Origin of the sequence: Acinetobacter sp. YH12098 (assembly GCF_013419235.1) — a bacterium.
Taxonomy (GTDB): Bacteria; Pseudomonadota; Gammaproteobacteria; order Pseudomonadales; family Moraxellaceae; genus Acinetobacter; species Acinetobacter amyesii.
Map to the genome: position 1 here is coordinate 44,680 of NZ_VPAO01000014.1, position 13,011 is coordinate 57,690.

Genomic DNA, 13,011 nt, shown 5'->3' on the forward strand with positions numbered 1-13,011 from the left:
GGAATAGGGATGAATGCAATGGTTAAGGCTCAAAATATTATGCAGGCGGTGGACTGGTCGAAATACTCACTGGAAGAATGGCTTTATCAATTTGGGGCATGGATGAATAGCGTATCTGGTGTATGTGGCAATAGCGTCAATCCGATTGCTGTTGCTATGGATCAGGCGGTTGTTAAGCAAAAGATTGCAAAACTGACCGAGCAGCAAAAGAAGGAAATTATTGCAGCTCACTTTCTTGATAGCGAAAAGCCAAAGCTCACACGAAGCAACATTACTTGTTTGATTGATGACAATGAAGCGCGAGCAGTACAGCGTTTGATTCTGGACATGCAAGGCCAAAGTGAAATCATGGACGAGTGGATGGATGCAATCATTTGTCGTTATTTCTACGGTAACTCATGGGCGCAAATGTGTAGCGAAAAGCGTACAGGCATTGACGCAAAATTTGATGTGAAATGCGGACTTGCAGCATTACACTGCCGCTATGGGTTTATTGCATACAAAAAAGTGAATAGTATTTGACCTTGATCAAGGCATCTGCTAAATTCATGGTATAGTGGTGCGAAGTGTAAGTAAGTCGCACTACTGATAAAGGATATTCACGAAAGCCAAAACGCCATGAGCGAGATTACGTGATGCGAAAGGGAACAATGAAATGGCGACCCTTAGCCCCTAGATACAAAGCGGTATTAGCGCATAAGGCAAAATGCAAAGTGTGTCAGTTAAGCCTAGAAGAAGCTCACCAAACGGTGGGCTTTTTTGTTGCCTGAAGGTTATCTATCAGTCCTTGATACCAAAAAGAGATAGACGCTTTGCATTGGTCAGCAAAGTGCATAGATGGGTGTCGAGATTTGAATAAATCCCACCCTTGGATTGACCACCTAAAAAGGCGAGTGTCTACTGTGAGAATTGGCAAGCTCTTAACGCATAAGTTAGCCTTGAAGCACGCTACCCCGCCAAGCCTAGAATCTTGGATTCCGAGATGCTGGACTGGATTCCAGTCGATGCTCAAACTGGCGGGTTTTAATGCCCTGAGAAATGTTTTTGTGTAAGCAATATCAGGGCACCTATGGCGGTTCCTATTAATTTCTAGTGGTTTTTAAATTGATTACCGCCACCCAATGCGCCTATGGCAGAAAGGATTATGCATCGGACTTCTATTCCGACTTATGTGGGTTCGAATCCTACTGGGCGCGCCAATGGGCCTTAAGCTTAAGTGGTATAAGCGTCCCGCTCATAACGGGGAGATAATCAGTTCGAATCTGATCGGGCCCACCAATATTCAGGAGATTCACATGCTCCAATTTTTAAAATGCTTATTCGGCTTTCATGGTGCGGTTGAAATTGACCACACGATTGATGGCGATGAGATAAAGGTTTGTCGTAGTTGTTTGAAAGAGATTAATTGACCCTCGTCACTTCGGTGGCATTTTTGCCGAACGTATTACGGCACACAAGACCCCGCTCAATATGCATTATTGGTGGGGTTTTTCTTTTCTTATTGGTGATTCCATGACAGACAAAGTACAAGCGAAACAAGACTTAGAATTTTGCAGTGCTGAGCTGTCAAAGTATCAGAATCTGAGTCGCACTGGTTTGACGCGGGCAGAGATGCTAACGATTGATGGCATCATGATTAAGCTGAAAGAGCGAATTAAAAATTTACGTGAAGTGTTGTATGCGTAGCCCGAAGCGATTGACTGAGATTAGAAAGCTACCTTGTGTGCGTTGTGGTAATCCAAACTCACAAGCGGCTCATTCAAATTCAAGCCGTGACGGTAAAGGGCGCGGAATCAAGGCTGATGATAGTAAGACCATTCCCCTTTGTTTTAAATGCCATGCTGCGTTTGATCGTTTTGAATTGGGTAATCGGGAAGAGAGTGAAGCAATGTTTGATCAGTGGCTGGTGAGAGTGAATCGGATGTTGAATCAAACAAATAAAGAGATTTTTTAACTGAGCCATGTGGCTCTTTTTTTGTGAGAAGAAAATGTCAAAAGCAGTAACTGAACAAGAACTTCAAGAAAAAGCCGTTGCACCACGTGTGACCAAAGATCAGATCGATGCCCTTATGGATCGTGTGACCTACGTGACCGTACAGCAGCCGGGCGATACAACTTCAACTTTTGTGCATGCTTTCCTTAATGGCAAGTTTTTCTTAGCCACAGGTTTTAGTGCATGTGTAAGCAAAGAAAATTTTAATGCTGATATTGGTGAGCGTTTAGCTAAAGGCAATGCTGCAAAACAAGCAGAAAATAAACTATGGGAGCTTGAAGGCTACCGATTGTTTGCAAGTGTGTAATTAGGTCAGTGTGGAGATAGGAAATGCAAAAAGCCGTGTTTCCTATCCAGAGTCATGCCGACATCACCAAAGCCATTAACTATATGCACACCAATTACACTCAGGCGATTAATGAGGGTAAGCCGTTGGTGGTGAGGATCAATCAAACACCAGATGAACGGTCAGCAGCGCAGAATAGGCTTTACTGGAAATGGATTGGTGAGATTAGAAGAAAGACTGGTCAGGATGAAGATTCACTCCATTACGAGTTCAAGAAGAAGTTTCTGATTTATATCTATCGTCGAGATGACCAGCAGTTTGGTGAAATGTGTCATGCCATTGCTAAGGTAAAGCAAACCGAACCAGATGAGTATAAGGCTATCGGTGAACAGGTCATCAGGCTTTGCAGTACAACCAAGGCGACAGTTAAGCAAATGACCGAGTATTTGAATTATGTGCATGACTTTGCTGTGACTCAGCTGCATGTGCATTTAACTGTGCCGGATGATTTGATGTATTTGAGGGAATAACTATGGCATGTGAAGGTTGTGAACAACGCAGACTAAAACTAAAGGCAATGTATGACAGCTCCAAAGAATCCATCACAAAAGCAATTGCTCGACTTACTAACCGAGATCGTAAAGCAGAACAACCAAGTGTTGCAGCAGAACAATCAGCTAATTCAGATAGTGGTGACACAGAGCGGTCAGATACAGGAATTGTTGCTTCAGCTAAATCCCGACGAGGACGAGCCAAGTCAACATGAGTACCTTGATTCATGAAACTCCCAAGACTCCAAACCAAACTGCAGGCGATGACACCGAAGGCACCAAAGTCAATCAAGCAGGTCAGCGATTCATGGCGTGATAGCAAGACCACGGCAGAGCGTGGATATGGGTACAAGTGGCAGAAGTATCGCTTAAGCTTCTTACAGCGCAATCCATTGTGTGTGTACTGCTTGGAGCAAGATAGAGTAACTGAAGCTAAGGTGGTCGATCACATTGAACCGCATCGTGGTGATCAAGATCTATTCTGGAATACAGACAACCACCAAAGCCTATGCATGTCTTGTCACTCATCTATCAAGCAACGTGAAGAAGCAGGGTCAAAGAACAGTACAGCATACGTGTTCATGCCTGACTGGTTAGGGCCAATACCTCGCTTAACAATCGTGTTCGGCTGTGCAGGTTCGGGCAAGTCTACATGGGTGAAGGAGCATGCCAAGCCTAATGATGTGGTCCTCGACTTAGATGAGATGATTGCTGACATTGGTGGTAAGCCAATCTACAAAGGTAATAAGCAAGACTTTGCATTAGCTGTCAGGAAGCGCAATAGCTTGTTGCTACAGATGTCTAAGCACAATCAGAGTGGTTATCTCATTCTTACAGGCTCAACTCCAGCACAGCGGCGCTGGTGGGTCTCTAAGCTACAACCATCCTCAGTGCATATCATGGAAACATCTAAAGAAGAATGCATTGAAAGGATTATGAGTGATGAAAGAAGAACCATGTCAGTTAAACAGAAACAGATTCAATCGGTTGGTAAGTGGGAGATTTGATTTCCCGATGGTGGGGGGAGCCAAATTGTTAAAAAACGATTGAAAAATCCTGACCACCAGCCAACCCACTTACAAAAAAAATTGTCCCACACAAATATGTTAAAGGAGGGTACATGGCTTTAACAGCAAAAAAGAAGGCATTTGCCCAATCTAAACATGATGGTGCAGATAACAAGCAAGCCGCTATTTTCGCGGGGTACAGTCCTGAATCAGCTTCACAAGCTGGATCGAGATTAGCCAAAGACCCTGATGTGATTGCACACATTGAAAGGCTTAAGATTAACACCGAAGTTAAAGCTGATGCCAAACCAGAACAGCGACCAATTATCACCAAAAAAGACATTGAAACTGCTGGCAATCGTGCTGACCCGCTCAAATTTCTAGAAGAGATTTGGACTGATCCGGTTGAAGATATGAAATTGCGAATGGATGCAGCAAAAGCAGCCCTTCCATATTTCCACGGCAAAGTTGCTGAAAAAGGCAAGAAAGAAACTAAAGCCGATGAAGCCAAAAAAGCCACTCAAGGCGGGAAGTTTGGAACATTGGGCTCACAGTTGAGAAGTTGATTTTATGTCAGCAATACTCTCAGAATGGTCGACATCTCTTCCAGACTGGGAGGAACGTATTGTCGCAAAAAAATCCCTAATGCCATGTGAACCGCTTTTCCCAGAAGTGGCGGACGTAGCAGAGCGGATTTTTAAAGAATTAATTTTGGTCGATGTGATGGGTAGCCCAAAAATGGGTGAAGTCACACTCGATTGGGTAATTGAATTTGTCCGGGCAATCTTTGGTGCCTACGACCCGGTGCAGAAGAAGCGGTTAATCCGTGAATTCTTCCTATTGATCTCCAAGAAAAACACCAAGTCGACGATTGCGGCCGGCATTATGATGGTGGCCTTGATCTTAAATGATCGTATGTCGGCTGAGCTTATTCTGTTGGCACCCACAAAAGAGGTCGCGGACAATAGTTTTAATCCAATTCGAGACTTTATTCGAGCAGACCCTGAGCTTCAGGAAATGTTCAATGTGTCTGAGCACACTAAAACAGTCACCCATTTGGGTACGAATGCGACCTTAAAAGTGATTGCTGCGGAAAGTAACGCTGCTGCAGGTAAAAAGGCTTCAATCATTCTAATTGACGAAGTTTGGTTGTTTGGAAAGCGCTCAAACGCTGAATCGATGTTTCGTGAAGCAAAGGGCGGCCTTGCATCACGGCCCGAAGGTTGTGTGATTTACCTGTCAACCATGTCAGATGAAACACCATGCGGTGTGTTCAAGCAATTGCTGGACTATGCGCGTGATATTCGGGACGGTGTGAAGGTTAATCCTCAGTTCTTGCCGCTGATTTACGAGTTTCCTGAGTGGATGCTTGAGGCAGGTGAGCACTTAAAACCTGAAAACTTCTATGTCACCAATCCAAACCTGGGTGCATCGGTTGATCTTGATTACCTGATTAATGAGTTTGAAAAGGTCAAAGATGCAGGCGAAGAATCTTTACGTGACTTTTTAGCAAAGCATTTAAATGTACCAATTGGCCTAAACCTTCGTGCTAACCGTTGGGCTGGTGCTGAATATTGGCTACAACAATCTAAACAATTCACACTGGATAAATTGATCGAGCAATCAGATGTCATCACCTGCGGTATTGATGGTGGTGGGCTGGACGATTTACTTGGCTTTGCTGTACTTGGTCGACATAACAAAAGCCGTAAATGGTGGCTCTGGAATCATGCCTGGTGCAATAAAACTGCAGTTGAGCGACGGAAAGAGAATGCGCCAAAGTATGCCGATTATGAAAAAGAAGGCAGCCTGACCATTGTTGAGCGTATCGGTGATGACATTGACCAACTAGCCGCCATTGCAAAGAAATGCTTCGACTCGGGCAAGCTCGACAAAATTGGACTCGATCCACTTGGTTTGGGTGGTCTTTTAGATGGCTTGCTTGACGCTGGTATTCCTGAAGACAAGCTCATTGCAGTAGCTCAAGGTTTTAAATTGATGGGCTATATCCTCACCACAGAGCGAAAATTAGCTGAAGGTAATCTTTACCATGCCGGACAAGGCTTAATGACTTGGTGTGTAGGGAATGCACGTGCTGTCGTGAAGGGTAACGGTATGATGATCAGCAAACAGGAATCAGGTGTCGGGAAGATTGACCCATTGATTGCTACGTTCAACGCGGTGGCCTTGATGTCAATGAATCCGGAACAGGCCGAAAAAGAATACAACGTCTTTTTCATTTAGAAATATGCAATTTATTGACCTCCTTATTTGGAGGTTTTTTCATTTTGGGAGAAAGCCTCAATGGGAGCTTTATTTAAAAATTTCAGCTCATTTGAAATTAAGAGTTTTGATGAAACTACTCGCACATTTACCGGCACAGCAAGCACAAGCAACCCTGATCGCGTAAAGGACATCATGGTGCCAAGCGGTGTGCAGTTTACCTTGCCAGTACCACTTCTGTTGCACCACGACAGCAAATTAGTGGTTGGTTACGTAACGAAAATCACTGTTCTTGAAAACACGATCGAAGTTGAATTCTACATTCCTGAAATCAAAGAAGAGGGGAAGCTCAAAGAGCGTGTGGATGAAGCTTTCCAAAGTGTCCAATACAAACTAATTACCGGACTGTCAGTTGGCTTTAACGCTGATTGGGAAAGTGCCGAATTTATTCAAGGTGGCGGCATTAAGTTCAATAAATGGGAACTTATTGAGCTGTCACTTGTAACCACACCGTGCAACCGTGAAGCGGGCGTGGATTACGCAAAAGCATTTGAGGAATACAAAGCCGCGTTGGGCAATGAACCTCAGCAACCCGCTGCAGATGGCGATTCATCTGAGCAAAAACACATTGTCGTAAAACTGAATTGCCCAGCAAAGGGTGGAGTGAAATTAGTATGAATAAATATTTAAAACAGCTGCTTGACGCTCTTGCTGCTAAAAATTTAGAGCTGCAAGGTCATATGACTAAATCATTGGACGCAGGTCAAACACCAGACGATGCAACTGAAGCCTCAATTCAAACAATTGAAAAAGAAATTGAAGCAATTGAAAAGAATATTGCTCGTGTCCGCAAACAAATTGAAGAAACGGAAAAAGCTGCAAAATCTGCTACGGCTACAAAAGGTGAGTCTGAGCAGGAAGCAAAAGATACTGCTGAAGGTAAAAAAGAAGTACCACGCATTCAGGTGGAATCAAACCTGCCCAAAGGTGTTGGTTTTGCACAATACGCACGTGCAAAGCTTTGCTCACAATTGGCAGCCAAAAACGGCAACTTCATTTCACCAGTAGACATGGCTAAGCAAATGGGCTTTGGTGGTGAAGTTCAGGACTTGGTGACAAAAGCCACACTCGGTACTACAACAGACGTTGGTTTTGCATCTGCATTAGTGCAAGAAAACCGCTTGGTTGGTGAATTTGTTGACATGCTCCGTGCTGCAACCGTATTTGACCAACTTACAGGCTTCCGTAATGTGCCGTTCAACTCAAAAATCCCAAGCCAATTAACAGGCGGCACTGCTGCTTGGGTGGGTGAAGGTGCGGCTAAGCCATTAACCAACCCAACCTATGGCGAAGTGGAAATTAAAGAACACAAGCTTGCGGCGATTACTGTTTATACGCAGGAATTAATGCGACGTTCTGATCCAGCGGTAGATGTTTTGGTACGTGATGATCTTATTGAAGCATCAAAAACGCTTATTGATAATACTTTCCTTGATGCGGTGGCTGCATCAACTACGCGCCCAGCGGGTGTTTTAAATGGCGTTGTAGCAACCCCGAACACAGGCACAACTGCGGCAGCATATGAAGCTGACCTATTAGCTCTTATTAATAGCTTTGTGACAGCCAACCTTTCATTGGATGGCTCATATTTCTTAATGTCTGAAACACGCGCCGCACAAATCAGTTTGTTGCGTGATGCGTTAGGCAATAGCTATTTCACAGGTATGGCGCTTCGCGGCACCCGTACATTAATGGGTATCCCGGTCATCACATCGCAGGCAGTAGGCGACAAGATCATTCTTGTGAAAACTTCTGAAATCCTGCTTGCTCAGGATGGTGGTGTGGATGTGTCTTACTCTGATCAAGCAACCTTGGTTGATGGTGGTACGACTCACCACTTATGGCAAGAAAACAAATTTGCGGTACGTGTTGAGAAATTCATCACTTGGGCTAAACGTCGTCCGATTGCTGCAGCATTTCTTAACTATGCAACAGGTGGTTAATCGACCTAAAACAGCTCCTTTTTAGGGGCTGTTTTTATATCTAAGCATCACAATTGTTTAGCTATAGGAACAGTCTATGAAGATTAAATATTTAAAGGTTATGCATAACGCCAATCCAGGTGATGTGCTTGAAGTTACCGAATTTGAAGCAAACATTTTGATTAAAACAGGTGTGGCGGAAGCTTACGAAGAACCTAAAAAGACGACTCGCAAGACCAAAACAGATACCACAGAGCAAAAATAAGGCGGTTTAGATGGGCATTTTTGACAGACTTTTCCGAAAAAAATCACTGCAAAGTGTCCATTCAAACCAAGGGTGGACTTCTTTATTTGTACACGAGCCTTATTCTGGTGCTTGGCAGAAAAACGATGAGCTGACTCGTGAAGATTTGGCGGCACATCCAGCAGTTTTCTCGTGTATTTCTTTAATCTCCCAAGATATTGGGAAAATGGGTGTTTTGCTTAAAAAGCAGAAAGGCGGAATTTTAGTTGATGCGCCCATTCCTGAGGATCTGGTGGTTCTTAAGCGGCCAAACCATTACCAGAACTGGCAGCAGTTTTTAGAGTTCTGGATGATCTGTCGAAAGCTCCGTGGTAATGCATACGGATTTAAGGTGCGTGATGTATTTGGGCAGGTAGTTAAAATTGTTATTTTAAATCCAGATCAAACAAAACCACTGATTAGTGATGATGGGCAAGTCTTTTACCAGCTTGGGATTGATCGGCTGAATGGCACAGAGTCTGTTGTTGTTCCAGCCTCCGAGATTATCCATGATCGTGAAAACTGCCTTTACCATCCATTGGTTGGTATTCCTGCCATTACTGCTTATGGAATTTCAGCAGGGCTCGGTTTAAATATTCTAAAAAACTCCAAAACTTCTTTTGGGAATATGAGCCGGCCAAGCGGTATTTTGGTTGCACCTGGTGCGATTTCAGAAGATAAAGCACGTGCCATCGGTGCATCATGGAATGCGAACTATACAGGCCAAAACATCGGTAAAACTGCGGTACTGGGTGATGATTTGAAATATCAGCCAATCAGCATGACAGCTTCGGATACTCAAACGATTGAGCAACTGAAAATGTCGAATGAAATTATTTGCTCAGTGTTACATGTGCCAGCGTTTAAGGTGGGCCATGGAACAATTCCGGCAGGGCAAAAGGTTGGCGATTTGAATGAAATCTATTTTTCTGACTGTCTACAAAGCCCGGTAGAAGCTATTGAAAACCTGCTTGATGATGCATTTGACTTAAAAGCGCGTGGCCTTGAAATATTCCTTGATGTTGATTCTCTTCTCCGCATGGATAAAGAAACAAAAATGGGCATTCAGGAACGCGGAGTTAAGGCTTCAATCTTTACTCCAAATGAAGCGCGTCAACAGTTCAATTTAGAGCCTTTGGTGGGCGGTGACACGGTTTACATGCAACAGCAGAACTATTCGCTTGAAGCATTATCCAAGCGCGACCAGATGGATGACCCTTTTGGCAAATCTGCACCAAATACGCCGCAAAATACCGAAAATTCAGACCAAAAAGGCCAATATCAAGGCGTTTTTAAGGCTGAAAACCAGTATAAATTAGGCCAGTTTGTGACGCATAAAGGCTCATTATGGCACTGCGAAAAAGATCATTCGGGTGAATTTAGCCATGAAAACTTTAAATTAGCGCAAAAGAAGTGGGGTGATGAATGAGCATTGTTGATTTAGACATCCTTAAAGAGCATTTGCGCTATGACGATGATTCAAACGACATGATGTTACAGGGATATTTGGACGCAGCTGATAGTGTTGTTAAAAATTACATCACAGATGAATTTGAGTCTGAATATCCGAAAGCGATTCACCAAGCAATTTTAATGCTTTGCGGGTATTGGGATAAATATCGAAATGCTGAATCAGATGCACCACTGAACGGTAATTATCTGCCTATGCCAGTGCAAGCCTTGTTATATCCATATCGTAAGCCAACTGCTGTTTAGGAGGTTTTATGACCCAAAACGCTGGCGAACTCCGCCATCGAATCATGGTGCAACACTTTACGTCAGGTCGCGACGAAGATGGCTATCCAATTCCTGAGCAATGGGTCGATTTCATGCCTTTGTGGGCCAAAGTCACCCATTTATCAGGTAAGGATCTAATTGCAGCACAAGCAAGTAATTCTAAAGTCGTTGCACGTGTAAAGATCCGCTACCGAGAAGATATCGACACGACCATGCGTGTGATTTACAAGGGCAAAACCTACTCAATTGATAGCCAAGCGCTTGAAGATACAAACACAGGTTACGAGTCGGTGACTTTCATGCTTTCGACCATGTGAGGTGCTTATGTCTGTTGATTTTAAACTTGAAGGCATGGATGATTTCATGCGCAATCTTGATGTGCTTAAAGATCGAAAAGCGGTAAATAAAAGAGCCAGAGCTGCAGCTAGAAAGGCCATGCAGCTTGTTCAATTTGCCGCAAAGGTTGGTGCTTCAAGAATTGATGATCCGGTAACTAGAGAAAATATCACCGAAAACATCGTCATCAGAAATGGTAAAAGCCGTGATTTAAATACTGTTCGAATGCGCGTTGGTGTTTTGGGTGGCGCAGCTGTAAACGCAAAAACTGATCGAGCAAAGTTAGCTGCCTTACCGGGTGGTGAAACTGTGTACTGGCGCTACATTGAGTTTGGTACATCAAAAGTTCCAGCCACTCCTTTCATGCGCCCAGCTCTAGCGGAGAACATTCAGGTGGTAACGGATGAGTTTAATAAGCATTTTATGAAAAGCATTGAGAATGCAATTAAGAAGGGCAAAATCACATGACAGCTCCAATCGCCAAAACCATAAAAGCGGATACTTATTTAGCATCAAAATTCGGAGATCGAGTCTTTTTAGGCCAAGCTGACATTGGCACAGCGGTTCCATATTTGGTTTTTCAAGGCATAGGCTCAGAACCTGAAAACACAATTGATTGTGGTGCGATCGATGAAAACGACACATATCAAATGGTGATTTGGCATTCCAATCCTAAGGAAGCGGAAGATTTGCGTTTAAAAGCTCGTAAATTGCTTGAAAAAGCAGGGTTTTATTACAACGGAAAGCATCCCGATAGTATCGATACCGAGACCAAATTACATGGCCGAGGTTGGGATATGAATTGGTGGTCTGAAACATAATTTAATTTAATTTTTTATACAGCGTCCGAAAGGGCGCTTTTTTTATGCCTAAATCATTGATTATGGTATAATAAAAAAACAAGCCCGATAAGTGTTGGAAGCACAAAACGAGCTTTAATCATAATGTTATTAAGGCTAACAAAATGACTGATATTAATTCTAAGATAACTGACAATGATAGTGCAAACTTCACATTTGCTGATGTATTGGCTCATGCTTATGATGCATCATTAGAGCAAGATTTTGAGACAATGATTAGCTTGCTGAAATTTACAGAAAAAAATGATGATGGTAAATCTGTAACATTCTCAATGCTGCGAATGGCTGTGCAAGATGCCTGTATTTTCAATTACAAGCTTTCTGTCTCACCAGAAAAGAAACTTGGAGAAGATGAATATTCAGTGGTTCACAGCTGGGTGAAAATATATGGGCAGAGAAATGGAATAAAAATAGTAAAAGGGAAACCGTTGGCAAGTGGGAAGCGCCCAGATTTTTTTGCAGAGCTTGAGGGTGAAACTGTTCCAGTTGAGTGTAAAAAGTCATTCACTAGCAAATCACTCGCTCAGCTGCTTGAATACATGCATGAAATGAATGTGAAATCTGGATATGCGATTGCTTGCGATTTCAAGGTTGACCTTCCAGATAATATTACCAAGATTATTGTTCCAAAGATGTGGATGCTCGATGAGGATTGATTACTTCATCTGATAGCCATGCCTATTTGAATAACCAAATTATTTCCAAACCAATGCCACCGAAAGGTGGTTTTTTTATGCCAAAAAATTGAGGAGTAGCTACTCATGGCGCGTATTAAAGTTCAAAAATCACAGTTGTATTACCACGAAGAAGGTGCGACCGCAGTTGAATCGGTTCAGTGTGCAAAAGAATTGGAATTAGGTACAGACACTGAAGAAGATATTGATGTGACTTGTCTTGACGATGAAGAAGATAACTTCGATCCGGGTAAGAAAACACCGGGTGAAGGGTCGCTATCAATTGATCTTGATGATGAAAACTCATCTCACTTAAAACTGATTGCACTTTCAAAAACCACACCACGTAAAAAAGTCACTTGGTATTTAGGCTCAAGCAATTCGGATGCTCCCCCAGAGGTCGCAGGCGGTGCGGTTACATTGCCACCTTCTCGCACTTGGTGGGTTTGGGAAGGTTATCTTAAGTTAGCTGAAAAGACTTTCGTGAAAGGGCAATTTGTTGGCTACAAATTCCCAATGAAGAAAACTTCTATTGTGAATGAAACAATTCGCACAATCCCACCTGTAGGGCCTTAAAACATGGCTAAAAAAAATAAATTAACACTTGCCTCTGTCCGCAAAGCGGCAGGGGTTGGGTCTTTTGTTGAAATGCCTGTTTCATTCCAAGATGATAAGGGTGAGGAATACAGTGGTGAGATCCTTGTAAAAAAACTTTCGCATAATGAAAGAGTGAAAGCGATTAATGAATGGGGGTTGGAAGACAAGACAACTGCCACTCTTGATCATGTGACGCGATCTTTTGTATTTGCTTCAATCTACACAGAAGAAGATAAAAAATTCTTTGAATCGATTGAGGAAACCGGAGATGTACCACCTGAATTCTTGAATTCACTATATGCAGCTTCCGAAAAGGTGAATGATTTCTCGGGAAAGTCGTGGATTTTGAATCAGAAGAATTCTGGTGCGAGCTCGTCATCAACGGAATCGGTGGAAGAACCATTGAAGAAGCAAAACAGCGAGTAAGTTCTGAGGAATTTGCGATCTGGTGGGCTTATCGTATGCGGAGAGGCTCTTTGTTT

The 13,011-nt window shown here is 43.0% G+C and carries 19 protein-coding genes and 2 tRNA genes; all 21 read left to right on the forward strand.

Annotated elements, in window-relative coordinates; all coding sequences use genetic code 11:
- The first annotated feature begins 9 nt into the window (after nt 1-9).
- The 21 genes from FTU38_RS06065 to FTU38_RS06165 all read left to right on the forward strand — a co-directional run bounded on the left by FTU38_RS06065 (nt 10) and on the right by FTU38_RS06165 (nt 12,955).
- Complete coding sequence (locus tag FTU38_RS06065; RefSeq protein ID WP_180110764.1) at nt 10-522, forward strand: hypothetical protein; 513 nt, start codon at nt 10-12, stop codon at nt 520-522.
- 601 nt (nt 523-1,123) lie between these two features.
- Nucleotides 1,124-1,199 (forward strand) — tRNA-Arg (locus FTU38_RS06070).
- Nucleotides 1,200-1,201: 2 nt separating this feature from the next.
- A tRNA-Met gene (locus FTU38_RS06075) sits at nt 1,202-1,278 on the forward strand.
- Between the two features lie 234 nt (nt 1,279-1,512).
- The gene (locus FTU38_RS06080; protein WP_180110765.1) at nt 1,513-1,686 is read left to right on the forward strand and encodes a hypothetical protein; all 174 of its coding nucleotides are present in this window, start codon (nt 1,513-1,515) and stop codon (nt 1,684-1,686) included.
- Nucleotides 1,679-1,954: a hypothetical protein gene (locus FTU38_RS06085; protein ID WP_180007703.1), complete on the forward strand. Its 276-nt coding sequence runs from the start codon at nt 1,679-1,681 to the stop codon at nt 1,952-1,954. Before FTU38_RS06080 ends, FTU38_RS06085 begins: the two co-directional genes overlap by 8 nt.
- 34 nt (nt 1,955-1,988) lie before the next feature.
- Nucleotides 1,989-2,300: a Gp49 family protein gene (locus FTU38_RS06090; protein ID WP_180007704.1), complete on the forward strand. Its 312-nt coding sequence runs from the start codon at nt 1,989-1,991 to the stop codon at nt 2,298-2,300.
- Between the two features lie 23 nt (nt 2,301-2,323).
- The gene (locus FTU38_RS06095) at nt 2,324-2,809 is read left to right on the forward strand and encodes a recombination protein NinB (RefSeq protein ID WP_180110766.1); all 486 of its coding nucleotides are present in this window, start codon (nt 2,324-2,326) and stop codon (nt 2,807-2,809) included.
- A gap of 248 nt (nt 2,810-3,057) precedes the next feature.
- Nucleotides 3,058-3,837, forward strand: a complete 780-nt coding sequence (locus FTU38_RS06100) for an AAA family ATPase (RefSeq protein ID WP_180110767.1) — start codon at nt 3,058-3,060, stop codon at nt 3,835-3,837.
- Between the two features lie 113 nt (nt 3,838-3,950).
- Complete coding sequence (locus FTU38_RS06105; RefSeq protein ID WP_180091892.1) at nt 3,951-4,403, forward strand: terminase small subunit; 453 nt, start codon at nt 3,951-3,953, stop codon at nt 4,401-4,403.
- Between the two features lie 4 nt (nt 4,404-4,407).
- Nucleotides 4,408-6,081, forward strand: a complete 1,674-nt coding sequence (locus FTU38_RS06110) for a terminase large subunit (RefSeq protein ID WP_180110768.1) — start codon at nt 4,408-4,410, stop codon at nt 6,079-6,081.
- A 60-nt stretch (nt 6,082-6,141) separates the two neighbouring features.
- A complete protein-coding gene (locus FTU38_RS06115) occupies nt 6,142-6,738 on the forward strand; it encodes an HK97 family phage prohead protease (RefSeq protein ID WP_180110769.1) in 597 nt (198 codons plus the stop codon).
- Nucleotides 6,735-8,063 (forward strand): phage major capsid protein, encoded by a 1,329-nt coding sequence (locus tag FTU38_RS06120; RefSeq protein WP_180110770.1) that lies wholly within the window; start codon nt 6,735-6,737, stop codon nt 8,061-8,063. Before FTU38_RS06115 ends, FTU38_RS06120 begins: the two co-directional genes overlap by 4 nt.
- Nucleotides 8,064-8,139: 76 nt before the next feature.
- Nucleotides 8,140-8,307, forward strand: coding sequence for a hypothetical protein (locus FTU38_RS06125; protein WP_171292543.1), 168 nt, complete (start codon nt 8,140-8,142; stop codon nt 8,305-8,307).
- A gap of 10 nt (nt 8,308-8,317) precedes the next feature.
- On the forward strand, nt 8,318-9,754 hold the full coding sequence (locus FTU38_RS06130; RefSeq protein WP_180110771.1) for a phage portal protein: 1,437 nt from the start codon (nt 8,318-8,320) through the stop codon (nt 9,752-9,754).
- On the forward strand, nt 9,751-10,041 hold the full coding sequence (locus FTU38_RS06135; protein ID WP_180110772.1) for a head-tail connector protein: 291 nt from the start codon (nt 9,751-9,753) through the stop codon (nt 10,039-10,041). The genes FTU38_RS06130 and FTU38_RS06135 overlap by 4 nt, the downstream gene beginning before the upstream one ends.
- A gap of 8 nt (nt 10,042-10,049) precedes the next feature.
- Nucleotides 10,050-10,379, forward strand: coding sequence for a phage head closure protein (locus FTU38_RS06140; RefSeq protein WP_180110773.1), 330 nt, complete (start codon nt 10,050-10,052; stop codon nt 10,377-10,379).
- 7 nt (nt 10,380-10,386) lie between these two features.
- The gene (locus tag FTU38_RS06145) at nt 10,387-10,866 is read left to right on the forward strand and encodes an HK97-gp10 family putative phage morphogenesis protein (protein ID WP_180110774.1); all 480 of its coding nucleotides are present in this window, start codon (nt 10,387-10,389) and stop codon (nt 10,864-10,866) included.
- Nucleotides 10,863-11,219, forward strand: a complete 357-nt coding sequence (locus tag FTU38_RS06150) for a DUF3168 domain-containing protein (protein WP_180110775.1) — start codon at nt 10,863-10,865, stop codon at nt 11,217-11,219. The genes FTU38_RS06145 and FTU38_RS06150 overlap by 4 nt, the downstream gene beginning before the upstream one ends.
- 143 nt (nt 11,220-11,362) lie before the next feature.
- Nucleotides 11,363-11,914 carry a hypothetical protein gene (locus FTU38_RS06155; protein WP_180110776.1) on the forward strand — a complete coding sequence of 184 codons (552 nt, stop codon included), beginning with the start codon at nt 11,363-11,365 and terminating at the stop codon, nt 11,912-11,914.
- A 105-nt stretch (nt 11,915-12,019) separates the two neighbouring features.
- Nucleotides 12,020-12,508, forward strand: a complete 489-nt coding sequence (locus FTU38_RS06160; protein WP_180073750.1) for a phage tail tube protein — start codon at nt 12,020-12,022, stop codon at nt 12,506-12,508.
- Between the two features lie 3 nt (nt 12,509-12,511).
- A complete protein-coding gene (locus FTU38_RS06165; protein WP_180110777.1) occupies nt 12,512-12,955 on the forward strand; it encodes a phage tail assembly chaperone family protein, TAC in 444 nt (147 codons plus the stop codon).
- The last annotated feature ends 56 nt before the right edge of the window (nt 12,956-13,011 follow it).

What these genes read in the sequence shown, in the direction of transcription:
- FTU38_RS06140 (WP_180110773.1), top strand. Translation starts at nt 10,050, where the DNA reads ATGACCCAAAACGCTGGCGAACTCCGCCATCGAATCATGGTGCAACAC.
- FTU38_RS06150 (WP_180110775.1), top strand. Translation starts at nt 10,863, where the DNA reads ATGACAGCTCCAATCGCCAAAACCATAAAAGCGGATACTTATTTAGCA.
- FTU38_RS06125 (WP_171292543.1), top strand. Translation starts at nt 8,140, where the DNA reads ATGAAGATTAAATATTTAAAGGTTATGCATAACGCCAATCCAGGTGAT.
- FTU38_RS06090 (WP_180007704.1), top strand. Translation starts at nt 1,989, where the DNA reads ATGTCAAAAGCAGTAACTGAACAAGAACTTCAAGAAAAAGCCGTTGCA.
- FTU38_RS06165 (WP_180110777.1), top strand. Translation starts at nt 12,512, where the DNA reads ATGGCTAAAAAAAATAAATTAACACTTGCCTCTGTCCGCAAAGCGGCA.
- FTU38_RS06065 (WP_180110764.1), top strand. Translation starts at nt 10, where the DNA reads ATGAATGCAATGGTTAAGGCTCAAAATATTATGCAGGCGGTGGACTGG.
- FTU38_RS06085 (WP_180007703.1), top strand. Translation starts at nt 1,679, where the DNA reads ATGCGTAGCCCGAAGCGATTGACTGAGATTAGAAAGCTACCTTGTGTG.
- FTU38_RS06080 (WP_180110765.1), top strand. Translation starts at nt 1,513, where the DNA reads ATGACAGACAAAGTACAAGCGAAACAAGACTTAGAATTTTGCAGTGCT.
- FTU38_RS06120 (WP_180110770.1), top strand. Translation starts at nt 6,735, where the DNA reads ATGAATAAATATTTAAAACAGCTGCTTGACGCTCTTGCTGCTAAAAAT.
- FTU38_RS06095 (WP_180110766.1), top strand. Translation starts at nt 2,324, where the DNA reads ATGCAAAAAGCCGTGTTTCCTATCCAGAGTCATGCCGACATCACCAAA.
- FTU38_RS06110 (WP_180110768.1), top strand. Translation starts at nt 4,408, where the DNA reads ATGTCAGCAATACTCTCAGAATGGTCGACATCTCTTCCAGACTGGGAG.
- FTU38_RS06160 (WP_180073750.1), top strand. Translation starts at nt 12,020, where the DNA reads ATGGCGCGTATTAAAGTTCAAAAATCACAGTTGTATTACCACGAAGAA.
- FTU38_RS06105 (WP_180091892.1), top strand. Translation starts at nt 3,951, where the DNA reads ATGGCTTTAACAGCAAAAAAGAAGGCATTTGCCCAATCTAAACATGAT.
- FTU38_RS06130 (WP_180110771.1), top strand. Translation starts at nt 8,318, where the DNA reads ATGGGCATTTTTGACAGACTTTTCCGAAAAAAATCACTGCAAAGTGTC.
- FTU38_RS06135 (WP_180110772.1), top strand. Translation starts at nt 9,751, where the DNA reads ATGAGCATTGTTGATTTAGACATCCTTAAAGAGCATTTGCGCTATGAC.
- FTU38_RS06145 (WP_180110774.1), top strand. Translation starts at nt 10,387, where the DNA reads ATGTCTGTTGATTTTAAACTTGAAGGCATGGATGATTTCATGCGCAAT.
- FTU38_RS06155 (WP_180110776.1), top strand. Translation starts at nt 11,363, where the DNA reads ATGACTGATATTAATTCTAAGATAACTGACAATGATAGTGCAAACTTC.
- FTU38_RS06100 (WP_180110767.1), top strand. Translation starts at nt 3,058, where the DNA reads ATGAAACTCCCAAGACTCCAAACCAAACTGCAGGCGATGACACCGAAG.
- FTU38_RS06115 (WP_180110769.1), top strand. Translation starts at nt 6,142, where the DNA reads ATGGGAGCTTTATTTAAAAATTTCAGCTCATTTGAAATTAAGAGTTTT.